At 42.4% G+C, this 21,581-nt stretch carries 21 protein-coding genes and 1 pseudogene; 18 read left to right on the forward strand and 4 right to left on the reverse strand.

The window, feature by feature from the left end; all coding sequences use genetic code 11:
- The 4 genes and pseudogenes from astD to speD form a co-directional block, all read left to right on the forward strand.
- Positions 1-193, forward strand: a pseudogene (gene astD / locus L1267_RS20625) (succinylglutamate-semialdehyde dehydrogenase); the annotation flags it as partial.
- 128 nt (positions 194-321) lie between these two features.
- A complete protein-coding gene (locus L1267_RS20630) occupies positions 322-669 on the forward strand; it encodes a DUF3802 family protein (protein WP_135923256.1) in 348 nt (115 codons plus the stop codon).
- 161 nt (positions 670-830) lie between these two features.
- A complete protein-coding gene (locus L1267_RS20635) occupies positions 831-1,244 on the forward strand; it encodes an OsmC family protein (RefSeq protein ID WP_138556679.1) in 414 nt (137 codons plus the stop codon).
- Between the two features lie 88 nt (positions 1,245-1,332).
- Complete coding sequence (gene speD, locus L1267_RS20640; protein WP_063701590.1) at positions 1,333-2,145, forward strand: adenosylmethionine decarboxylase; 813 nt, start codon at positions 1,333-1,335, stop codon at positions 2,143-2,145.
- Between the two features lie 96 nt (positions 2,146-2,241).
- On the opposite strand, the gene L1267_RS20645 is transcribed toward speD, so the two are convergent.
- Complete coding sequence (locus tag L1267_RS20645) at positions 2,242-3,552, reverse strand: M24 family metallopeptidase (protein ID WP_235383989.1); 1,311 nt, start codon at positions 3,550-3,552, stop codon at positions 2,242-2,244.
- Positions 3,553-3,723: 171 nt separating this feature from the next.
- Between L1267_RS20645 and L1267_RS20650 the strand changes: the two genes are divergently transcribed.
- Positions 3,724-5,193: an NAD(P)H-hydrate dehydratase gene (locus L1267_RS20650; protein ID WP_235383990.1), complete on the forward strand. Its 1,470-nt coding sequence runs from the start codon at positions 3,724-3,726 to the stop codon at positions 5,191-5,193.
- Between the two features lie 79 nt (positions 5,194-5,272).
- Here L1267_RS20650 and groL read toward each other — a convergent pair whose 3' ends face one another.
- The 3 genes from groL to L1267_RS20665 form a co-directional block, all read right to left on the reverse strand.
- Entirely contained in the window at positions 5,273-6,919 is a 1,647-nt protein-coding gene (groL, locus tag L1267_RS20655) for a chaperonin GroEL (protein ID WP_135923258.1), read from the reverse strand.
- A gap of 51 nt (positions 6,920-6,970) precedes the next feature.
- Positions 6,971-7,258 carry a co-chaperone GroES gene (locus tag L1267_RS20660; protein WP_036973362.1) on the reverse strand — a complete coding sequence of 96 codons (288 nt, stop codon included), beginning with the start codon at positions 7,256-7,258 and terminating at the stop codon, positions 6,971-6,973.
- Between the two features lie 143 nt (positions 7,259-7,401).
- Positions 7,402-7,878: an FxsA family protein gene (locus L1267_RS20665; protein WP_135923259.1), complete on the reverse strand. Its 477-nt coding sequence runs from the start codon at positions 7,876-7,878 to the stop codon at positions 7,402-7,404.
- Positions 7,879-8,039: 161 nt separating this feature from the next.
- Here L1267_RS20665 and cutA point away from each other — a divergent pair, with 161 nt between their 5' ends.
- From cutA to hflC, 13 genes are all read left to right on the forward strand, one after another.
- Positions 8,040-8,360 carry a divalent-cation tolerance protein CutA gene (cutA, locus tag L1267_RS20670; RefSeq protein ID WP_135923260.1) on the forward strand — a complete coding sequence of 107 codons (321 nt, stop codon included), beginning with the start codon at positions 8,040-8,042 and terminating at the stop codon, positions 8,358-8,360.
- Positions 8,360-10,189, forward strand: a complete 1,830-nt coding sequence (locus L1267_RS20675) for a protein-disulfide reductase DsbD (RefSeq protein WP_235383982.1) — start codon at positions 8,360-8,362, stop codon at positions 10,187-10,189. The genes cutA and L1267_RS20675 overlap by 1 nt, the downstream gene beginning before the upstream one ends.
- A gap of 348 nt (positions 10,190-10,537) precedes the next feature.
- The gene (gene aroQ, locus L1267_RS20680; protein WP_235383983.1) at positions 10,538-10,990 is read left to right on the forward strand and encodes a type II 3-dehydroquinate dehydratase; all 453 of its coding nucleotides are present in this window, start codon (positions 10,538-10,540) and stop codon (positions 10,988-10,990) included.
- A 30-nt stretch (positions 10,991-11,020) separates the two neighbouring features.
- On the forward strand, positions 11,021-11,485 hold the full coding sequence (gene accB, locus L1267_RS20685) for an acetyl-CoA carboxylase biotin carboxyl carrier protein (RefSeq protein ID WP_135923263.1): 465 nt from the start codon (positions 11,021-11,023) through the stop codon (positions 11,483-11,485).
- Between the two features lie 23 nt (positions 11,486-11,508).
- A complete protein-coding gene (gene accC, locus L1267_RS20690) occupies positions 11,509-12,849 on the forward strand; it encodes an acetyl-CoA carboxylase biotin carboxylase subunit (RefSeq protein WP_135923264.1) in 1,341 nt (446 codons plus the stop codon).
- A 140-nt stretch (positions 12,850-12,989) separates the two neighbouring features.
- Positions 12,990-13,457: a tRNA (adenosine(37)-N6)-threonylcarbamoyltransferase complex ATPase subunit type 1 TsaE gene (gene tsaE / locus L1267_RS20695; RefSeq protein WP_135923265.1), complete on the forward strand. Its 468-nt coding sequence runs from the start codon at positions 12,990-12,992 to the stop codon at positions 13,455-13,457.
- Between the two features lie 72 nt (positions 13,458-13,529).
- The gene (locus tag L1267_RS20700) at positions 13,530-14,837 is read left to right on the forward strand and encodes an N-acetylmuramoyl-L-alanine amidase (RefSeq protein WP_235383991.1); all 1,308 of its coding nucleotides are present in this window, start codon (positions 13,530-13,532) and stop codon (positions 14,835-14,837) included.
- 23 nt (positions 14,838-14,860) lie between these two features.
- Positions 14,861-16,690, forward strand: coding sequence for a DNA mismatch repair endonuclease MutL (gene mutL, locus L1267_RS20705; RefSeq protein ID WP_235383984.1), 1,830 nt, complete (start codon positions 14,861-14,863; stop codon positions 16,688-16,690).
- A 15-nt stretch (positions 16,691-16,705) separates the two neighbouring features.
- Positions 16,706-17,623 (forward strand): tRNA (adenosine(37)-N6)-dimethylallyltransferase MiaA, encoded by a 918-nt coding sequence (gene miaA / locus L1267_RS20710; protein ID WP_235383985.1) that lies wholly within the window; start codon positions 16,706-16,708, stop codon positions 17,621-17,623.
- A gap of 80 nt (positions 17,624-17,703) precedes the next feature.
- The gene (hfq, locus tag L1267_RS20715; RefSeq protein WP_130050381.1) at positions 17,704-17,967 is read left to right on the forward strand and encodes an RNA chaperone Hfq; all 264 of its coding nucleotides are present in this window, start codon (positions 17,704-17,706) and stop codon (positions 17,965-17,967) included.
- A 17-nt stretch (positions 17,968-17,984) separates the two neighbouring features.
- A complete protein-coding gene (hflX, locus tag L1267_RS20720) occupies positions 17,985-19,274 on the forward strand; it encodes a ribosome rescue GTPase HflX (RefSeq protein WP_235383986.1) in 1,290 nt (429 codons plus the stop codon).
- 91 nt (positions 19,275-19,365) lie between these two features.
- Positions 19,366-20,532, forward strand: coding sequence for an FtsH protease activity modulator HflK (gene hflK / locus L1267_RS20725; RefSeq protein ID WP_235383987.1), 1,167 nt, complete (start codon positions 19,366-19,368; stop codon positions 20,530-20,532).
- Positions 20,533-20,537: 5 nt separating this feature from the next.
- Complete coding sequence (gene hflC / locus L1267_RS20730; protein ID WP_135923271.1) at positions 20,538-21,416, forward strand: protease modulator HflC; 879 nt, start codon at positions 20,538-20,540, stop codon at positions 21,414-21,416.
- The last annotated feature ends 165 nt before the right edge of the window (positions 21,417-21,581 follow it).

Genomic DNA, 21,581 nt, shown 5'->3' on the forward strand with positions numbered 1-21,581 from the left:
AGGTATCGTAAACTGGAACCGTCCAATCACAGGTGCATCAAGTGCAGCACCATTTGGTGGTATTGGTGCATCGGGTAACCACAGAGCAAGTGCTTACTATGCAGCTGATTATTGTGCATACCCTGTTGCTTCGGTAGAGCTTGAAAAAGTAGCGATGCCAGCGACATTGAGCCCAGGCTTAAAAATCGATTAATAACCGTAAATCATTATAAAAAGCAGCTTAGGCTGCTTTTTTTGTATGAGATGTCTAGCAAAGGTAGCAATTAAAAGCGCTTTCTGCTTAAATCTAAAGAGATAGTTTTTTATTAGGTGTGCAGTCGTATGGTTTTAGATAGGCAAGGGTACGATGATCTTGTCATGTATCTCACTCAAAATTTAGCGCTTTTTGAGAAGCCAGGTCAAATTAAACCAGGAGCTCCAACAGTGTTAGAGCTGATTGAAGACGTGATAGCAGAAAACGTTATGTTACTTTGCGAACAACACACTGAGCTTAATACTGAGCAACGCAGCCAAATTGTCCGCGAAGTAGATGGCATTGTGTATGACTTACAAGAAGTGTTAAGTAGCGTTACAAATCACACTGTAACTGTTGAGCAGCATGCATTTATTGATGAGTTTGCTGGACTGGTAAAAAACTTATTTGATAACGCCGTGGCTGAAAGTGCTTAACGGCCACTGTTAGCGCTCTTTTTAAGTTCGCAATCAGCGTGCTTGCGCTTGCAGCTGCAAATCCTCAATTAACTGCTTTACTCCTTGGCCTACCGCTTATCTCTTGCATCTGAGTGTGACTTGCTTACAATCAAGCAAAACAACTTGAAGAGACAAAATAAATGCAAGCGAATGTAAAATGGGTAGAGGGTGATACCTTCATTGGCCTTTCAAACTCAGGCCACAATGTCGTTTTTGATGCTGGTAGCGATAGCGCAGCACCAAGCCCAATGGAAATGGTATTAATGTCGGCAGGTTGCTGCTCATCGGTTGATGTAGTAAGCATTCTAAAAAAAGCAAAGCAATCATTCTCTGATGTGCAAGTGAAGCTAACAGCTGAACGTGCTGAGTCTGCACCTCGCGTGTTTACCAAGATTAACCTACACTTTGTGGTTACCGGTGATAATGTCTCTGAAAAACACCTTGCGAGAGCTGTGCAATTGTCTGCAGAAAAGTATTGCTCTGTAGCCTTAATGCTTGATAAATCAGTAGAAATTACGCATAGCCACGAAGTTGTTCTAGAACAGGTAAAATAACGCTTTTTCCGAGCGGGAAATTCGTATAAAATCCGCGAACTTTTATTTCTGCTGGTGCAGGTTTCACTCGTTTAAAGGTTGGTTTAGCATGAATAAACCCTTCGATAAAATTAAGCTTCATGGCTTTAATAACTTAACTAAGAGCTTAAGCTTTAGTATTTACGATATTTGTTACGCAAAGACTGAACAACAGCGTAAAGAATATATTGAATATATCGACGAACAGTATAGTGCTGATCGCCTTACCGATATTTTAGGTGAAGTTGTGGATATTATTGGTGCAAACATCTTGAATGTTTCTCGCCAAGATTACGATCCGCAAGGTGCCAGTGTGACAATTCTGATCTCAGAAGAGCCAATTGAGCAGCAAACTACCTATGACGTTGATGAAGCGCCGGGTCCTTTGCCTGAAACTGTTGTTGCGCACTTAGACAAGAGCCACATCTGTGTTCACACATACCCAGAAGCACATCCTGATGATGGTATTTGTACGTTCCGTGCTGATATTGAAGTATCAACGTGTGGCATCATCTCGCCATTAAAAGCGTTAAACTTCTTAATTCACAGCCTTGAGTCTGATGTTGTAACAATTGACTACCGCGTACGTGGTTTTACGCGTGATGTGGATGGTGTTAAGCACTATATCGACCACGCAATTAACTCAATTCAGAACTACATGACTGAAGATACAAAAGAAGCGTACCAAATGATGGACGTGAACGTGTATCAAGAGAACTTGTTCCACACCAAGATGATGCTAAAAGAAACTGACTTGAATACTTATTTATTCGGTGTTTCTACAGCAGATCTTTCAGAAGACGAAGAAGAAGAAATTCGTTCTAAGTTAACTCGTGAGATGCAAGAAATCTTCTACGGTCGTAACTTACCAGACACAGAGTAAGTAGCCACAAGCTTAAAAAAACGGCGTGTAATGTATGTTACACGCCGTTTTTATTTCAGGCTTTGTGTTGTGGCAGTCGTAACTGCGAACCCTCAGTTACTTAATAAGTAGCAACTCTGTTTGTCTGCCATCAAGATACCAAACTCCAGAGCTATCAAAAAAAGCATCTTCTTCGAGCATAATACGGATCTCTTTGTTCCAAGGCTCTATAAATACAGCATTATTTAACTCAATCGAATACGCCGTATTTAAGTGAAGCGGGTAGTCACCATCGCCAGCAACACCTTGTTGTGAATCCCACATGCCCAATGTTGTACCTGCTGCGTGGCCATGATAACCAATTGGGTGCGTGTAGATTGTTGGCTTTAATCCTTTAGCAATTGCCTCGGCGCGTGATTCTTTCAGTACTTCGTTACCGGTTTTACCGATTGCAAAATGTGAAGTAAAAATATCTTGCAATTGATTACCGCGTTTTAATGCGTTTATTAAATACTCGGGTGCTTGTGTTTCATTTTCTTTTAACACATAAGCATGTTGCTGAGTGTCAGTATTTAAACGCAAATAGGTAATACCAAAATCAACATGCAGCAGATCGCCTGCTTGAATGATTTGCTCATCACCTTTACTAAAACTGGTCTCATGGTCAAAAGTTGTTTTATCGGCACGTTGTATACTGACGCTTGGGTGAAACCATGTTTGCAGTTTTAATTCCCTTACCCGCTCTCTAAACCACCAAGTTAAATCTGTAGTTGTAGTTTTACCGACAGTGATGACTTTACTTGAAAACCCCTCAGCAATAATTTGATGTGCAATGGCGACCGCTTTTTTATAGATTGCTATTTCTTCAGGTATGCGTTGTTCTAGCCAAGCTACCGCGAGGGGCTCTGCAGAAATCAGTTTATTAAGGTATTTATTTGGGAGAGCACTTTTAAGTGCATTAAAATCGCTAACAACGAGTCCATCTGCGTGAGCCCAGATTTTTGATGTGTTAAGTGCGATATTTTTGGGTTGATATTGCTCAATCAGTTCAACTAAGGCTAACCATTGATCTGGCTGCTGTTGTTTGTCCCATGCTTTTTTAAATACAGTGCCTATGCTGTAGGGCGCTATTGCGAGTGCGTCAACTTCGCCTTGTTTATTGAGTGCAAAAACAAGTATGGTTGTTCGCCTTGCAGAAAGCCAAGTTGCCGGTAGAAAGGTTTTTAAAATAGGGTCTTCATTGTATTCGCGGCTAATCATAAGCCACATATCAATATTATGTTGCTTCATAAGCGAGGGCAAAAGCGTTTTAACTCTAAGCTCTGTGACTTTATCTATAAAAGCAGCGCGCTCCTTCATTGGTAGAACCGATAATTCACTCGCCTTAATGGGCAATGCCCACCAGCTACATAGTATTAGCGCTAGCATGATGTTTGTTTTATTTAGCACGTTGTTGTTTCCTTTATTATTTTTATAAACTGCTTAAAAACATAGCAACACTCTATACAATAAACGAGTAATTTAAGGTGAATTACAGGTTTCTATGCGTAAACTCGCTTGCTAAAGTAAAGGTGTAGATTGGGAATAAAGTTAAGGATAATAATGAATCAGCAGGTATTTTTAGCAAAACAGGTTCGTGAAAATGAAGGCCCAGCAGCTAAACGGTGTGGTGTAACACTTTATGAGCTAATGGAACGGGCCGGACAAGCGACTTATCAGCATCTACTTAACAACTTTCCTGATGCTAAAAAGTTTGTTGTATTAACTGGCGTTGGTAATAACGCTGGTGATGGCTATGTTGTGGCACGCTTAGCTAAACATGCTGGGATGCAGGTGACGGTTATAGCAGCAAAACCTGAGCAACCCCTTAAAGGGGATGCGCTCACCGCTCAGCAAGCTTGGTTAGAATTAGGTGGGACAATTACTGCAGATCTAAGCCCCATTAAAACAGCTGACATCATCATTGATGGCTTGCTCGGCACGGGTATTCAAAGCGAGGTGCGAGAGCCATTCGCACAATTAATTAAAGCAGCCAACGAAAGCCAAGTGCCAGTTGTTGCTATTGACCTCCCCTCAGGCATTAATGCAGACACAGGTGTAGTACAGGGAGTTGCAATAAAAGCAGCGATCACCGTCACCTTTGTGGGAATTAAACAAGGTTTAGTAACTGGGCAAGGACGAGCACATACAGGAGAGCTTGAGTTTGCAGACTTAGCTATTCAAGATGCCTTTTTACAATTGACGACACCTACTGCAGAGCTAATCAACTATAAGGCCCTGTCAAGGCTTCCCAAGCGCGATAACAACAGCCATAAAACCAGTCATGGTAAATTGCTGTGCATTGGTGGTAATGCTGGCACCGCAGGCGCAATTCGTTTAACTGCTGAAGCCGCTCTTCGCACAGGTGCGGGCATGGTTAAAGTGTATACCCATAGCAGTTCTATTCTGCCAGTGAGCATTGGGCGGCCTGAGATTATGGTTACCGATACACATTTAATTAGTGCGCTAGAATGGGCGAGTTGTATTGCTATTGGTCCTGGGCTTGGACAGGACGCGTGGTCCGAAACAACCTTTGAAACGGTCATGCAGTATTGCTTTACTAATAATAAGCCATTGGTTATTGATGCTGATGCACTTAATTTAATAGCTCAGCATGCTTCTTCATTTCCATTAGCCAATACGGTTATAACACCGCACCCCGGTGAGGCTGCAAGACTGCTTAATTGTCACGCTAATGATATTGAAGAAAATCGCTTTCATGCGGTAAAGCAGCTTGCACGCAGCTATACCACTACTTGTGTACTCAAAGGTGCTGGCAGTTTAATTGCAGACAAGAACCAAACATGGGTGTGTACAGATGGAAATCCTGCACTTGCCGTTGGCGGCAGTGGTGATGTTTTAACAGGTATCATCGCGGCACTTATCGCACAGGGACTAACTACCCAGCAAGCAGCCTGCCTAGGGGTCTGCTTACATGCGAAAGCGGGTGATATCGCCGCTGAGCGCGATGGTGAGCGTGGTATGTTGCCAAGTGACTTGTTCGCGATAGTGAGGGAGTTGGTTAACTGAGTGGTCAGCTTCTGATAGCTAAAAGAAAACCCAGCCGAAGCTGGGTTTTTTAAGCAAGGTACTTAGGGAGAGATGTTTATCACATCATGCCGCCCATACCACCCATGCCGCCCATGCCGCCCATATCAGGAGCACCAGCGTCATCTTTAGGGATTTCAGCAACCATTGCTTCAGTTGTGATCATAAGACCCGCGATTGAAGCTGCGTACTGTAGTGCAGAACGCGTTACTTTAGTTGGGTCTAAGATACCCATTTCGATCATGTCGTTGTACTCGCCAGATGCTGCGTTGTAACCGTAATTACCTTCACCACCTTTTACTGAGTTAACAACAACTGATGCTTCGTCACCTGCGTTCGTTACGATTTGACGAAGTGGTGCTTCCATCGCACGTAGTGCAACTTTAATACCGTGGCTTTGGTCTTCGTTGTCGCCAACTAGCTCAGCAAGTTTGCTTGCTACGCGAACTAGTGCAACACCACCACCCGGTACAACACCTTCTTCAACCGCTGCGCGAGTTGCGTGTAGAGCATCTTCTACGCGGTCTTTCTTCTCTTTCATTTCGATTTCAGTTGCTGCGCCAACTTTGATTACTGCAACACCGCCAGCTAGTTTAGCCATGCGCTCTTGTAGTTTCTCTTTATCGTAGTCAGACGTTGCTTCTTCGATTTGTGCTTTGATTTGTGCAACACGGCCGTTGATACCGTCTTCTTCACCTGCACCATCGATGATTGTTGTATCATCTTTAGTGATCACAACGCGTTTCGCTGTACCTAGGTCTTCGATTGTTGCTTTTTCTAGCTCTAAACCGATTTCTTCAGAAATTACTGTACCACCAGTTAATACTGCGATGTCTTGTAGCATTGCTTTACGACGGTCGCCAAAACCTGGCGCTTTAACTGCAGAAACTTTTACGATGCCGCGCATGTTATTTACAACAAGTGTTGCAAGTGCTTCACCTTCAAGGTCTTCAGCAATAATTAGTAGTGGCTTGCTAGCTTTAGCAACCGCTTCTAATGTAGGTAGTAGCTCACGAATGTTAGATACTTTTTTGTCTACAAGTAGAATGTAAGGGTTGTCTAGCTCTACAGCGCCTTTTTCAGCGTTGTTGATGAAGTAAGGAGACAGGTAACCGCGGTCAAACTGCATACCTTCAACTACGTCTAGTTCGTTTTCTAACGACTGACCTTCTTCAACAGTGATAACGCCTGAATCACGGCCAACTTTTTCCATTGCTTCTGCAATGATGTCACCGATTTCTTTATCAGAGTTAGCAGAAATAGTACCTACTTGAGCAATCGCTTTAGTGTCTGCACATGGTACAGAAAGCGCTTTAAGCTCTTCAACCGCAGCAGTAACTGCTTTATCGATACCACGCTTAAGGTCCATTGGGTTCATACCCGCTGCAACTGCTTTTAAGCCTTCGTTTACGATAGCTTGCGCTAATACAGTTGCTGTTGTTGTACCGTCACCTGCAGCGTCATTCGCTTTAGACGCTACTTCTTTAACCATTTGTGCGCCCATGTTTTCGAACTTGTCTTCAAGCTCGATCTCTTTAGCTACAGACACACCATCTTTAGTGATTACAGGAGCACCGAAAGATTTGTCTAATACAACGTTACGGCCTTTAGGACCTAAAGTTACTCTTACTGCGTTTGCTAAAATATTTACGCCAGTTAGCATTTTGCTACGTGCGTCACCTGCAAAAAGTACTTCTTTTGCTGCCATGATTTAATTCCTCTTAAATTCTGTAAACGGGTTGCTAAACGAAAAGTAGGATTAGCCTACAATGCCTAGAATGTTATCTTCACGCATGATCAGGTACTCTTGACCTTCGATCTTTTCAGCTTTTTCAACATAAGAGCCGAACAGCACTGTGTCACCGGCTTTAACTTCTAATGCTCTTACTTCACCGTTGTCTAAAACACGGCCATTACCAACAGCGATAACTTCTCCGCGAGTTGATTTTTCAGCTGCAGAGCCAGTTAATACAATACCGCCAGCAGACTTAGTTTCTTCTTCTAGACGCTTAACGATGACGCGATCATGTAAAGGACGAATGTTCATTTATTTAGTTCTCCTAACAGTTTCTGAACAGTACAGAAAAAATCTTGTGTTATTGCAGGGGAGTGCTAAGCCACCCGTTGCGTTTCATTGCCTTCATTAATGGGGGTGGCTTAAAAAAATCCAAGTACAAAAATTAAAAAATTTTAATCTTTTCGCTCAAATTCACCATCAATAGTTGTCGGTTGATGAGTTGGCTCTTCGTGTTGGGGTGCTTTACTGTGGTATTGAAAGTGTGCAGAGCCTTGATTCGCTTGTGAACTCATACGCACAGTTGCATGGCTGGCAAGGCTTGCAGCTAATTTATTACGTATTGCTGGGGTAAGTAATAAAAAGCCAAAAAAGTCTGTCATTATGCCAGGAGTCATTAATAACACTCCTGCAATAATCACACACAAGCCAGTAAATAATTCTTTCGCAGGCATTTGCCCTTGCGCCATTTGTAGTTGCACATTTTGGATTGCTCCCATGCCTTGCTGCTTCACTAATTTGGCACCAACAATGGCCGTGACGATAACTAGCGCTATGGTGGCAAACCCGCCAATGACTTCACTCACTTGAATAAGTAAGGCAATCTCCACAATCGGCACTAAAATAAATAACAAAAACAAAAATCTAAACATAACGCTCTCTAAAAATGTCACTCTCTTTGGAGTCAATGAAATATAAGTTGGGGTGATCGGGTCTTTTTTCAAGCTGGAGCCATGGATCACCTAGCTCTCTACACATTATTGCTGCTATCAGCTACTATGGTGCGACTCACGTGATCAAAAAAAGGTTCCTTATGAATACGCATTATCGACTGATTTTTACTACTTGTGCGAATGAAGCTGAGGCTCGTCAGCTGGCTCAACACCTAGTGAAAGAAAAGCTAGCTGCCTGTGTCAATATTCTGCCTACTATCGAATCTATCTATATGTGGGAAGGCGAGTTAACGCAAGCGACAGAGAGTAAATTACTGATCAAAACTAAATCAGAAAAAATGAATGAGGTGATCCAAACTATCAAGAAATTGCATAGTTATGAGGTCCCTGAGATTCAGGTCGTTGATGTAGCAACAGGCAATTTAGCCTATTTTAATTGGATGGATGAGGTACTTAATTAATGCGATCGTTCCTTTTATTACTTTGCGCACTGTGGTTATTGCCTGCAAGCGCAAGTAATAGCAATTTACTTGGTAATTTACTGCAGCAACCGGCAGAACACACCTTTCTCCCTGTTGATAAAGCCTTTGTTTTTGATTTTGATCAGCAAGGTAAAACCTTATTCATTGGTTGGGATATAGCGACCGATTATTATCTTTATAAAAAGAAAGTCGAAATTATTGCCAAGGGAGCTGATATAGAGGTGCCTGAGCTTGGTAAAGGCGTCATTATTGAAGATGAGTTTTTTGGTAAGACCGAAGTATTTTTTGATTCATTAAGTGTGATAACAAAAGTAAGCAACATCACAGATGGGGCAGTTGTTAAAGTTCGTTTTCAAGGCTGTGCCGAAGCGGGGTTATGTTATCCGCCAGAAGTGAGAACCATTCCTTTATCTGTGATTGCTGGTGAGCAAGTATCGCAAACTGCAGATGCTGGCAATGCATTGGCTGCATTAACACAAGCCGCAGAGGTAAATGACGTATCATCAGCGCCTTCTCAAGAAGTATCAAAACCAGTTGGTGAGCAGTCATATACCGATAAACTAGCGTCACAAGGTTTACTAACGAACCTAGTTATCTTCTTTTTAGTCGGTGTTGGTCTGGCTTTTACACCATGCGTATTCCCAATGTTTCCGATTTTGTCGAGCCTTATTGCAGGTCAGCAGAATTTATCGACTAAAAAAGCATTTTCGCTGTCGTTTGTTTATGTGCAAGGGATGGCAGTTACCTATGCAGCACTGGGCTTAGTGGTTGCATCATTAGGTGGGCAAGTACAAGGGTATTTGCAGCATCCTACAGTACTAATTAGCTTTAGTATCTTATTTGTATTGCTAGCAATGTCGATGTTTGGCTGGTACGAAATTAAACTGCCAAGCGGCATGATGAATAAACTCACTCAGGTTAGCAACCAGCAAAAAGGCGGCAACTATGTTGGCGTATTTATGATGGGTGTACTGTCTGGCTTAATTGCTTCACCTTGTACTACTGCACCACTGTCAGCTGCATTGCTTTATGTTGCACAAAGTGGTGATTATTTAGTGGGAGGTTTAACTTTGTATGTACTGAGCTTAGGCATGGGACTGCCTTTATTATTGCTAGGTACATCAGGTGGTAAACTACTTCCTAAAGCCGGTGGTTGGATGGAACAAGTGAAAACGTTATTCGGTTTCATTATGCTAGTTGTGCCGCTAATTCTGCTAGAGCGCATTGTTGATATCGAGATCATTTGGTTAATGGCTGGTTTATTAGCACTTGCTACAGCCTTGTACTTACATCATTGGCAAAGTGGTCAATCGCAAGGTAAGTTAAAAACAGCATTATGGTTTGCTGCAACCTTACTGGTTGTGACTGGGGCGAGTTTAACGAAAAATTATTTTTGGCCTACTAAAGCGGCGGTTGCACAAGCTGAAGTGCAAACACATGGCTTTAGACAAGTTGCTAATTTAAGTGAATTGAAAGAAGAGATTGCAAAGGCAAGTAGCGAAGGGCGCTTAGTAATGGTCGACTTATACGCTGACTGGTGCGTCGCGTGTAAAGAGTTTGAACACTACACGTTTCCTGATGCTAAAGTACAAGAACAATTTGCGCACTTTGAGTTAATCCAAATCGATTTAACCGAAAGTGATGCAAAAACCATTGAGCTAATGGAAGAATACACAGTATTCGGGTTACCCAGCATTTTGTTCTTTGACAGCCAAGGTAATGAGCTTTTAGAGCAACGTGTAACAGGCTTTTTAAATGCCAAAGACTTTGCAGAACATCTGTCAAAAGTGCGAAATACTGCTAAATAAACGCAAACGTGCTAGAAAATAGCAAAACGCCACTCATCTGAGTGGCGTTTTTGTTTCTCACTAAGAAAAAGTACTCTAACTAAAAGTAAATGAGCGATTTTTGTTGTAAAAGTTCAATTAAACAGCAAGAGAATACAGTGATTAACCCTGTTGTGTGCCTTGCTATGCCTACATTTGCTTTGTGCTATGAGTGATTAGACCAGTATTTTGCTGCTATTTACGTCGAAATATCTATAATAGGTGGTTAACGTGAGAAATAGTTGCTATTTTACATCGATACGCTTAGGTTAAGCGTGGGTTTATGATGAATATGGTTAAACTGCTTACTTAAAGGATATATCGCGTATTATGGCTGCAAAATTCAAACTTTTAGTTCTTAATGGGCCAAATTTAAACATGCTTGGCAAGCGTGAACCAGAAAAGTACGGCACCCAATCTCTTGATGAGATTATCGCTGAACTTAGTCAGGTTGCTGCGGGTCAAAATGTTGATTTAACGCATTTTCAAAGTAACAGTGAAGCTGCATTAATAGAGCGAATTCACGATGCATGGCAAGTGGTTGATGCAATTATTATTAACCCTGCCGCATTTACGCATACAAGCGTTGCCTTACGGGATGCATTACTCAGTGTAAACATTCCCTTTTACGAGGTGCATTTAAGTAATGTGCACGCACGGGAGGCATTTCGTCATCATTCGTATTTTTCGGATGTGGCACAAGGCATTATCGTAGGATTAGGAGCAATGGGTTATAAAGTAGCACTTGAAGCTGCGGTTAGCCGGTTGCAAAACACACATTAATTTTAAATAAAACTTACAGGCGGGTCGTTCATGGATATTCGCAAGATCAAAAAACTTATCGAACTAGTAGAAGAATCTGGTATTGCTGAATTAGAAATCACTGAAGGTGAAGAATCAGTACGCATTAATCGTAACAACATGAGTGCAGCGCCTGCAATGCAGTATGCTCCTCAACAGTACGCAGCGCCTGCACCAGCGCCAGCAGCTCCTGCTCCTGCAGCAGAAGCGCCAGCGGCAGACGCAGCACCAGCAGCACCAACAGGTCATCAAGTTAAATCGCCTATGGTTGGTTCTTTCTACTCAGCAGCTTCTCCTGAAGCAGCACCTTATGTAGAAGTAGGTTCAAAAGTAAATGTTGGCGACACGTTATGTATCGTTGAAGCAATGAAAATGATGAACCAAATCGAATCTGATAAAGCCGGCACAGTAAAAGCTATCTTAGTTGAAAATGGCGAGCCAGTAGAATTCGATCAACCTTTATTCATCATTGAATAACAGCGCAACAAAAGGCCAACTCTATGTTAGATAAAGTAGTCATTGCAAACCGAGGTGAAATTGCACTTCGCGTACTGCGCGCCTGCAAAGAGCTTGGGATCAAAACTGTTGCTGTGCATTCAACGGCAGACCGTGATCTTAAGCACGTGTTACTGGCAGACGAAACAATTTGTATTGGTAAACCGGCAGCAAGTGAAAGTTACCTAGATATTCCGCGCATTATTGCAGCGGCAGAAGTAACAGACGCAGTTGCTATTCACCCAGGTTATGGTTTCCTTTCTGAAAATGCAGACTTTGCTGATCAAGTTGAGCAAAGTGGCTTTGTATTTATCGGCCCTAGAGGCGACACCATTCGTTTAATGGGTGATAAAGTTTCTGCAATCGAAGCAATGCGTAAAGCGGGTGTACCTTGTGTACCAGGCTCTGATGGCCCATTAACGGCAGACAGCGAGCGTAATATTCAAATCGCTAAGCGTATTGGTTACCCTGTAATCATTAAAGCAGCAGGCGGCGGCGGTGGTCGTGGTATGCGTGTTGTTCGCAGCGAAAAAGAACTAATCGATTCAATCGCTCTTACTCAGCAAGAAGCAAAGCAATTCTTCGGTAATGGCATGGTTTACATGGAAAAATTCCTTGAAAACCCTCGTCACATCGAAGTTCAAGTACTTGCTGATGGTCAAGGCAATGCAGTTCACTTAGGTGAGCGTGATTGTTCAATGCAACGTCGTCACCAAAAAGTTGTTGAAGAGGCACCAGCGCCAGGTATCACTGCTGAGATGCGTAAGTTCATCGGTGACCGTTGTACTCGTGCATGTATCGAAATTGGTTATCGCGGTGCAGGTACGTTCGAATTCTTATATGAAAACGGCGAGTTCTATTTCATCGAAATGAATACCCGTATTCAGGTTGAGCACCCAGTAACAGAAATGGTCACTGGCGTTGACTTAATCAAAGAGCAGTTAAAAATTGCAGCTGGCCAACCATTATCATTCACTCAAGAAGATGTGGTTATTCGTGGTCACGCAATTGAGTGTCGTATTAATGCGGAAGACCCAGAAACATTTATTCCATCACCAGGTAAAATCACGCGATTCCACCCTGCTGGCGGTTTAGGTATTCGTTGGGACAGCCACATCTATGCAGATTACACAGTACCACCTCATTACGATTCAATGATTGGTAAGCTGATCTGTTACGGTGAAAACCGTGATGTAGCAATTGCTCGTTCACGCAATGCGTTAAACGAATTAGTGATTGATGGCATCAAGACCAATACGCCACTGCACAAGAAAATCTTGGCAGATGAGAACTTCCAAAACGGTGGTACAAACATCCACTACCTTGAGAAGAAACTCGGTCTGTAAAAAATTCTGTTTAAGCTAAAAAGCCGGCAACTTTGCCGGCTTTTTTATGTCAAATTAGGCATAAGAGCGGCTCTCGCCTTATAAAAATTATCTGGTATGATTAACAAAGTAATGTGTTTTTAGTTTTTCATGAGGTAACAATGACCGACAGTGTTGGTTTTCCACTGGCTGATGAAGCTGCAACGGTAAATATGGGCAATCAACTTGCAGCGTTGATGGAACAAGGGGCTGTCATTTATTTGCACGGTGATTTAGGTGCCGGTAAAACCACATTAACCCGTGGTATCGTGCAGGGTTTTGGTCATCAAGGAAAGGTTAAGAGTCCGACATATACACTGGTTGAGCCTTATCAACTAACTAAAGCTGATGTTTATCACTTTGATTTATATCGTTTAGGTGATCCTGAAGAGCTTGAATATATGGGCATTCGTGATTATTTTTCGCCACAGGCTATTTGTGTTGTTGAATGGCCTGAGAAGGGAGGTGAATTTATCCCAACTCCCGATCTTGATATTACTTTGCGTTATGACGGTGAGGCACGTGCTATTGTTATTAATAGCTTAACTAAGCGCGGTCAATCTATTGTCGAACAATTGAAGAGCGTGTAAGAATAAACATATAAAAATAAAGGTGTACTAGTAAAAATGGGTCGTTGTACGTTTAAACTATTAACTATTTTAATGTTTTTGGTTGTGAGCCAGGTTGCGCTTGCACAAAATACTATTAATAGCGTACGCGTTTGGCCCTCACCAGATAGCACCCGTGTGGTATTTGATCTAGATGAAAAGCCTGATTACAGCTATTTCATGCTGAAAAACCCTGCGCGTTTAGTCATTGATCTAAAAGATACCGATAAGCTCGATAACTTGCCTGCTATTCCGCAAAAGCATCAAATAGTTTCAAAACTTCGTTACTCAAAGCCTAAAGATAGCAAAAGTGTGCGTTTTGTTTTTGAACTAGCACGCGCCAGTAAACCTGTGGTGTTTGCCTTATTACCTACCGAACCATACAAGCACCGTTTAGTCGTTGATCTCATCGACAAAACAACGAAAGCTGAGCCTATTGCTGCAACGAATACCAGCGTTAAAAAGCGTGAGCTACAGCAAGAGCGCGATATTGTTATTGCCATTGATGCAGGTCACGGTGGTGAAGACCCAGGCTCAATTGGTCCATCGGGTACTTATGAAAAAGATATTACGCTACAAATAGCCAAGCGCTTAGAGCGAATGATCGATGCCGAAAAAGGCATGATTTCGCGCATGGTGCGCCGTAGTGATTATTTTGTTAACTTAAATACGCGAACCAGCATTGCCCGTGAGAAAAAGGCCGATTTCTTTGTCTCGATTCATGCCGATGCGTTTACTAGCCCGCAGCCAAATGGTGCTTCTGTGTGGGTGCTCTCACTGCGCCGAGCTAACTCAGAAATAGGTAAGTGGATTGAAGATAAAGAAAAGCACTCCGAGCTTTTGGGTGGTGCCGCTGGGGTATTAAAAGATACCGCGAGCGAAAAATATTTAGCACAAGCACTGCTTGATATGTCGATGGATCATTCGATGAAAACAGGCTTTAGTGTTGCACAAGAAGTGGTTAGCGAATTAAGAAAAGTAGCTAAAATGCATAAGAAGCAACCACAAGCGGCGAGCCTTGCAGTATTAAAATCACCGGATATTCCGTCTATTTTGGTCGAGACAGGATTTATTTCAAATCCGAGAGAAGAGCGAATGCTAAAAACGGCGCAGCATCAGGAGCGCTTAGCGAAAGCAATTTTCACCTCAATTAAAAATTACTACATGCAAAATCCCCCAGATGACTCGTTATTTGCGAAATTAAAAGCGCAATTTCCAACAAAGCACAGAGTACGTCCGGGTGAGTCGTTAAGTATTTTGGCAAGTAGATACAACACCTCTGTTAGTAAGCTAAAAACGGTCAATAACTTAAAATCGAATACCTTGTTTATAGGTCAAGAGCTTGATATTCCGCAAAGCTAGTCAATTTTCGTGTTAGGAACACTATGAGTATAGAAATACTACCCGCGCGATTGGCTAACCAAATTGCTGCGGGTGAAGTGGTTGAACGCCCTGCATCGGTTGTAAAAGAGCTGGTCGAAAACAGTTTAGATGCTGGCGCAACGCGCATTCAAATAGATATTGAACGGGGTGGTCATAAGCTCATTCGCATTCGCGATAATGGCTCTGGTATTAATAAAGATGAGCTAACCCTCGCGCTTTCACGCCATGCCACGAGTAAACTAAAATCACTCGATGATCTTGAGAACATTTGCTCGCTGGGTTTTCGTGGTGAAGCACTGGCGTCTATTAGCTCTGTATCACGGTTAACATTAAGTTCAAAGCCAAAACACCAAGAGGCCGCATGGCAAGCCTTTGCTGAAGGTCGTGACATGGCTGTGCAAGTAAAACCAACCGCACATCCTGATGGTACTACTATCGAGGTTAAAGACTTGTTCTTTAACACGCCAGCACGCCGTAAATTTCTTCGCACCGAGAAAACCGAGTTTTCACATATTGATGAACTTATAAAGCGCATTGCGCTGAGTCGTTTTGATGTGTCTATTACGCTTACTCATAACGGTAAAGTGGTGCGTCAATACCGTGCTAAACCAAACCCTGAGCAAGCAATAACGCGTGTAGCACAAGTTGCTGGAAAAGCCTTTAGTGAACAAGGGCTGCATATTCAATCTGGTGAAGCTGGTTTGATGCTGCGTGGTTGGGTATTACCGGTGGGCTCAGCGAATAGCACGCAATATACCTATGTTAATAATCGCATGATGCGCGATAAACTCATTTTGCATGCGATCCGCCAAGCGTTTGAAGAAGTCGCAGGTTCAGAAGAGCTACCAGGCTTTGTAATTTATATTGATATTGACCCTCGTCAGGTCGATGTAAACGTGCACCCGGCTAAGCATGAAGTGCGTTTTCATCAAGGCCGTTTAGTGCATGACTTTATTTTGCAGGCAATTAAACAAGTTGTTGTGCCGCTTCAGCAAGAGGCTGGTTTTGTTCAGGAGCCGACCTTTGACCGCACTCCGTTTGCCGAGGCTAATTCACAAAGCTCGCAGCCACACTTTAATCAGGCTATGGCAACTGAGCAATATGATTACCCTAAATCTGAATTACAGCCAACACGCTCACCGAGTTATTCAGGAGCCACAGGGCGCTCAGGCGGAGGTTTTAGCAACAGCCAAGGACGCAGTAAAACATCGCATCAAGATGTGAATGCTTTTTATCAAGGGATCAGTGAGCAACATGCCGCGCATTTTGATCAAGTACGCCCAGAGCCAAGCATTGCTGCCCCCGTTACTGAGCAGACAAAGCTTGCCAAACTCATTCACGTACGTGAAGGTGAGTGTGTGTTTAGTGAAGATAATCAATTGTTTGCTGCTCACTTTAAACATGCCTTAGCACTCGACTGGCAAGCCCAAGTAGAGCAAGCGGGTAGTCTTGACGGCAAAGCCTTATTATTACCTGTAAGAGTCAATGCAAGTGCTGACGATATGAGCGTTTTAAATGCTCAGCAGTCGTGGTTTACCTTACTAGGCTTTGATTTAATTCTTGAAAAACAGTTTGTGATGGTAAAAAAATTACCACCCTGTCTTTATTTACTCGATGTGAGTAATGCTATTGAACGGCTGATCAACGGCTGTAAAGCATCAGCTAATTCGCTTGATGAATGGCTAAATTGGCTGGTTCAGCAAATACCAACACGTTATTACGCAAGCCAAGCCTTCGCGGAGCAAGTATCGCGGTTAGAAAATAATCCACAAACTATGCAACGTTTACGCGAAAAAGCGGTTAAAATAGAACTATCTCAGTTTTTAAATTAAGCAAGGTATTTAGGCTTGAATAACTTACCGGTCATTTTTTTAATGGGACCAACCGCTGCAGGGAAAACCGATTTAGCAATTTCATTGTGTGAGCATTTAAACACTGAAATAATCAGTGTTGATTCAGCATTGGTCTATAAAGATATGGATATAGGCACAGCAAAACCAAACGCTGAAGAGCTTGCTCGTGCGCCACATCATTTGATTGATATTATTGACCCTGCAGACAGTTATTCAGTGGCGGATTTTCGCCGTGATGCGATTGAAAAGATTGATCTATTTCATAAGCAAGGTAAAGTACCTGTCCTAGTAGGCGGTACAATGATGTACTTTAAGTCGCTTATTGATGGCCTATCGCCGCTACCAGAAGCATCACCGGAAGTTCGCGGTGAGCTGGAAAAAGAAGCAAAACAATTTGGTTGGCCTCATTTGCATAAAGAACTGATGAATATCGACCCAGATGCTGCGAATAAAATGAGTGAAAATGATTCACAACGAATTAATCGCGCATTAGAAGTGTATCGTATTACAGGTAAAACAATGACTGAGCTGCAAAAACAAAAGCAGCCTGAGCTACCTTATACTTTTCATCAATTTGCCATTGCGCCTGATGATCGCAGTGAATTACATAAGCGGATTGAGAAAAGGTTTAAAATAATGCTCGAACAGGGGTTTGAAAATGAAGTTTCGTCCCTATATACACGTAAGGATTTACACCCAGATCTACCTTCAATACGTTGTGTAGGTTATAGACAAATGTGGGATTACATTGCAGGCGAAATTGACTATGATGAAATGGTTTTTCGCGGTATTGCAGCCACACGACAGTTAGCCAAGCGGCAGTTAACTTGGTTAAGAGGTTGGCCTGAAGTAACTTGGTTAACCACGGGTGATGAAGAAAACTTGCAACGTGTAGTAAGTTCGCTAAGCTAGTAGTAGTTAGAACTTTTTTAGCTTTGTTAAATTAGTTCAGCTACTTAATTATAATAACACCTAGAACGAAGGAAAATAACATGGCAAAAGGCCAGTCGTTACAAGACCCATTTTTAAATGCGTTACGTCGTGAGCGCATTCCAGTATCAATCTTTTTGGTTAATGGCATTAAGTTGCAGGGTAAAATCCAGTCATTTGACCAATTTGTTATTTTACTTGAAAACACCGTAAATCAAATGGTGTATAAACACGCTATTTCAACTGTTGTTCCAGCGCGTTCTGTTAACTTCCAAGGTGTTCAAGGAAGTGATGATTCAGAAGAGCAAGAACCTGGAAATTTTTAAACTTAGGAGCGTAATGCTTGTTTGACCGTTATGAAGCCGGCGAACAGGCAGTTTTAGTTCATATCGACTTACCTAAAGAGGGAGATCGTGAAGATCTTCACGAATTAGAGTTGTTGGTATCTTCTGCTGGTGTTAGTAGTTTGGCGATTGTGCAAGGCAGTCGTCAAGCACCTCATCCGAAGCTTTTCGTCGGTACCGGAAAAGCAGAAGAAATCGCTGAAACTGTCAAAATCCACAATGCAGATGTCATTATTTTCAACCATCAACTTAGCCCGTCACAGGAACGCAATTTAGAGCGCGTTTGTCAGTGCCGTGTACTTGATCGTACGAGTTTGATCCTTGATATTTTTGCGCAGCGAGCGCGTACTCACGAAGGTAAACTTCAAGTTGAGTTAGCTCAGCTAAGGCATATTTCTACCCGCTTGATCAGAGGTTGGACCCACCTTGAAAGACAAAAAGGCGGGATAGGTTTACGTGGTCCGGGTGAAACCCAGCTCGAAACCGATAGACGATTACTGCGCGCAAGAATTAAAAATATTCGTGCCCGTTTAGATAAAGTGGCTGTTCAACGTGAGCAAGGGCGTCGTGCGCGAACGCGTAACGAAATCCCTACAGTATCGCTAGTGGGTTATACCAATGCGGGTAAATCAACATTATTTAACCGTATTACTGATTCTGATGTGTATGCAGCTGATCAGTTATTTGCAACGCTAGATCCAACTCTACGTAAGTTGGATATTGGCGATATCGGCCCCGTAATTTTAGCCGATACAGTTGGTTTTATTCGTCATCTACCTCATGATTTAGTAGCGGCGTTTAAAGCAACCTTAACTGAAACCCGCGAAGCTGATTTACAGTTACATGTTATCGACGTCGCAGACCCACGACGTAAAGAAAATATTGAGCAAGTACAGTCTGTTTTAAAAGAAATTGAAGCAGATGAGGTGCCGCAGTTACTAGTTTATAACAAAATAGATGCGCTAGATGACGTTGCGCCGCGTATAGATAGAAACGACGAAGGTCAGCTGATTCGAGTTTGGTTGTCTGCGCGTACAGGTGTAGGTTGCGAACTACTATCAGAGGCAATTAATGAGTTACTTGCCAAGAAGATGTTTGCTGATGAGCTAAAATTACCCCCTCAGCATGGTCGTATTCGAGCTGCACTATTTAATTTAAACGCGGTTCATCAAGAGAGTTTTGATGAACAAGGTAACTGGCTGTTGTCAGTGCGATTACCTATGGCAGAGTGGAACCGCTTGAAAAAAGAAATGGGACAAGAGCTCGATTCTTTTATTGCAGCTGACTAAAAGTTACCAGCATTTGTCTTTTTTAGTATGAGAAATGCTGTAGATTTGATAGATTTAACCTAATTCATTTAGATAACAATGGAGTATAGCTATGGCCTGGAATGAACCGGGTAACAATGGCAATGATAAAGATCCGTGGAATAATAAAGGCGGAAAAGATCAAGGCCCACCTGATTTAGACGAGGTACTGCGTAAGTTCGGCAACAAGTTTGGCGGTTTATTTGGTGGTAACAAGCCAGGTAAAAATAACGGCGGACTTGGTGGCGCAGGCATTTCTTTCATCCTGATTATTGCCGTCATTGTATGGGCATTAAGTGGTATTTACACAGTAAAAGAAGCTGAACGTGGTATTGTTTTACAGTTTGGTCAATATGACCGTATTGCAGAACCAGGCTTACGTTGGAAAATGACCTTCATTGAACGCGTGATCCCGGTTGATATCGAAGCAGTTCGTTCTTTATCTGCAAAAGGTTTCATGCTAACCGAAGACGAAAACGTGGTTAATGTTGAGTTTGAAGTACAATACCGTGTTATCGACCCGCATTTATACAAGTTTAGCGTCACCGATGCTGATCATAGCTTACAGCAAGCATTAGATAGCGCACTGCGTTATGTAATTGGTCATGTGAAGATGGACCAAGTGTTAACAACAGGCCGTGAGCTTGTTCGTCAACAAACATGGGATGAGCTAAACAAAATCATCGAGCCGTATAATTTAGGTATTATCGTTAGTGATGTGAACTTTAAAGATTCACGTCCGCCGGGTGAAGTTAAAGACGCCTTTGATGATGCAATTGCAGCGCAAGAAGATGAAGAACGTTTCATTCGTGAAGCTGAAGCCTATGCCCGTGAAATTGAACCGCGAGCGCGTGGTCAGGTTACACGTATGACGCAAGAAGCAGAAGCATACCGTGAACGTATTACGCTTGAAGCACAAGGTGAAGTGGCACGATTTGAAAAGCTACTACCTGAATATCAAGAAGCAAAAGAAGTAACACGTCAGCGCTTATACATCGATGCGATGGAAGAAGTACTTGGTAACAGCTCTAAAGTGTTAGTTGATGTGAAAGGCGGTAATAACATGTTGTATTTACCACTTGATAAAATCATGGAAAAGCAAGGTACGGCAACACGTGTTGCATTACCAAGCTCAAGTGATATCAAAGATCTTCGCAATAAAATAAACACGTCGCGTAACAGCACGGTTAATTCGAGTAATGATCGTTTCGCAACTGACCGTTTTAATGAGGGGAGATAAGCAAGATGAAGAATTTTAGTTTAGTAATACTTGCCCTTGCTGTTGTATTGTCTTTCTCTGCTGTATTTGTTGTTCAAGAAGGCGAAAAGGCGATCGTACTGTTATTCAGCAAAGTTGAAAAAGACAGCAACGATAACGCGGTGGTATATGGCCCTGGTTTACATTTAAAAGTGCCATTCTTTAGCCAAGTACGTCGTTTAGATGCACGTATTCAAACGCTTGATGGTGCACCTGACCGCTTTGTAACAAGCGAGAAAAAAGACTTAATCGTTGATTCGTATGTGAAATGGCGTATTAATGATTTTAGTGCTTTTTATCTTCGTGCACGTGGTGATAAGCAATACGCTGAAACATTACTTAAGCAAAAAGTGAACAATGGTCTTCGTACTAACTTTGGTTCGCGTACAATCAGAGAGATAGTTTCTGGTGAACGTAGTGAGCTAATGGAAGAAGCATTAGTACAAGCTTCAGAAAGTGCGCAGGAGCTAGGTATCGAAGTGCTAGACGTGCGTGTTAAGCAAATTAACTTACCACAAGAAGTGAGTAGCTCAATCTTCCAACGTATGCGTGCTGAGCGTACTGCAGTGGCAAAAGAGCACCGTTCTGAAGGTCAAGAAAAAGCTGAAACCATTCGTGCTGAAGTAGACCGTCGAGTTACAGTTATGCTGGCAGATGCTGAACGTAATGCACGTACGGTTCGTGGTCAAGGTGATGCTGAAGCTGCTGCTATTTACGCGAATGCTTACAGCAAAGATGCTGAGTTCTTTGGTTTTGTGCGCAGCTTAGAAGCGTATAAAAAGACCTTCAAAGATAAACAAGACGTAATGGTGATTTCACCAGACAGCGACTTCTTTAACTATATGAAAGGATCGAAAGCACAGTAATTAAATACTGTGTTGAACAAAAGCCCTGCAGTTTGTAGGGCTTTTTTGTTTCTGTGTTTTATTAATTTATTCACTCTTGCCAGTTTATAACTCCCTGTTCTGACACAGCTTGTCGCGTTTATTTAGATGATAAAAATTCAGGCGCAGAAAAAATAAGCTAAACGG

The sequence above is a fragment of the Pseudoalteromonas sp. OFAV1 genome (genome assembly GCF_021532595.1).
Taxonomy (GTDB): domain Bacteria; phylum Pseudomonadota; class Gammaproteobacteria; order Enterobacterales; family Alteromonadaceae; genus Pseudoalteromonas; species Pseudoalteromonas lipolytica_C.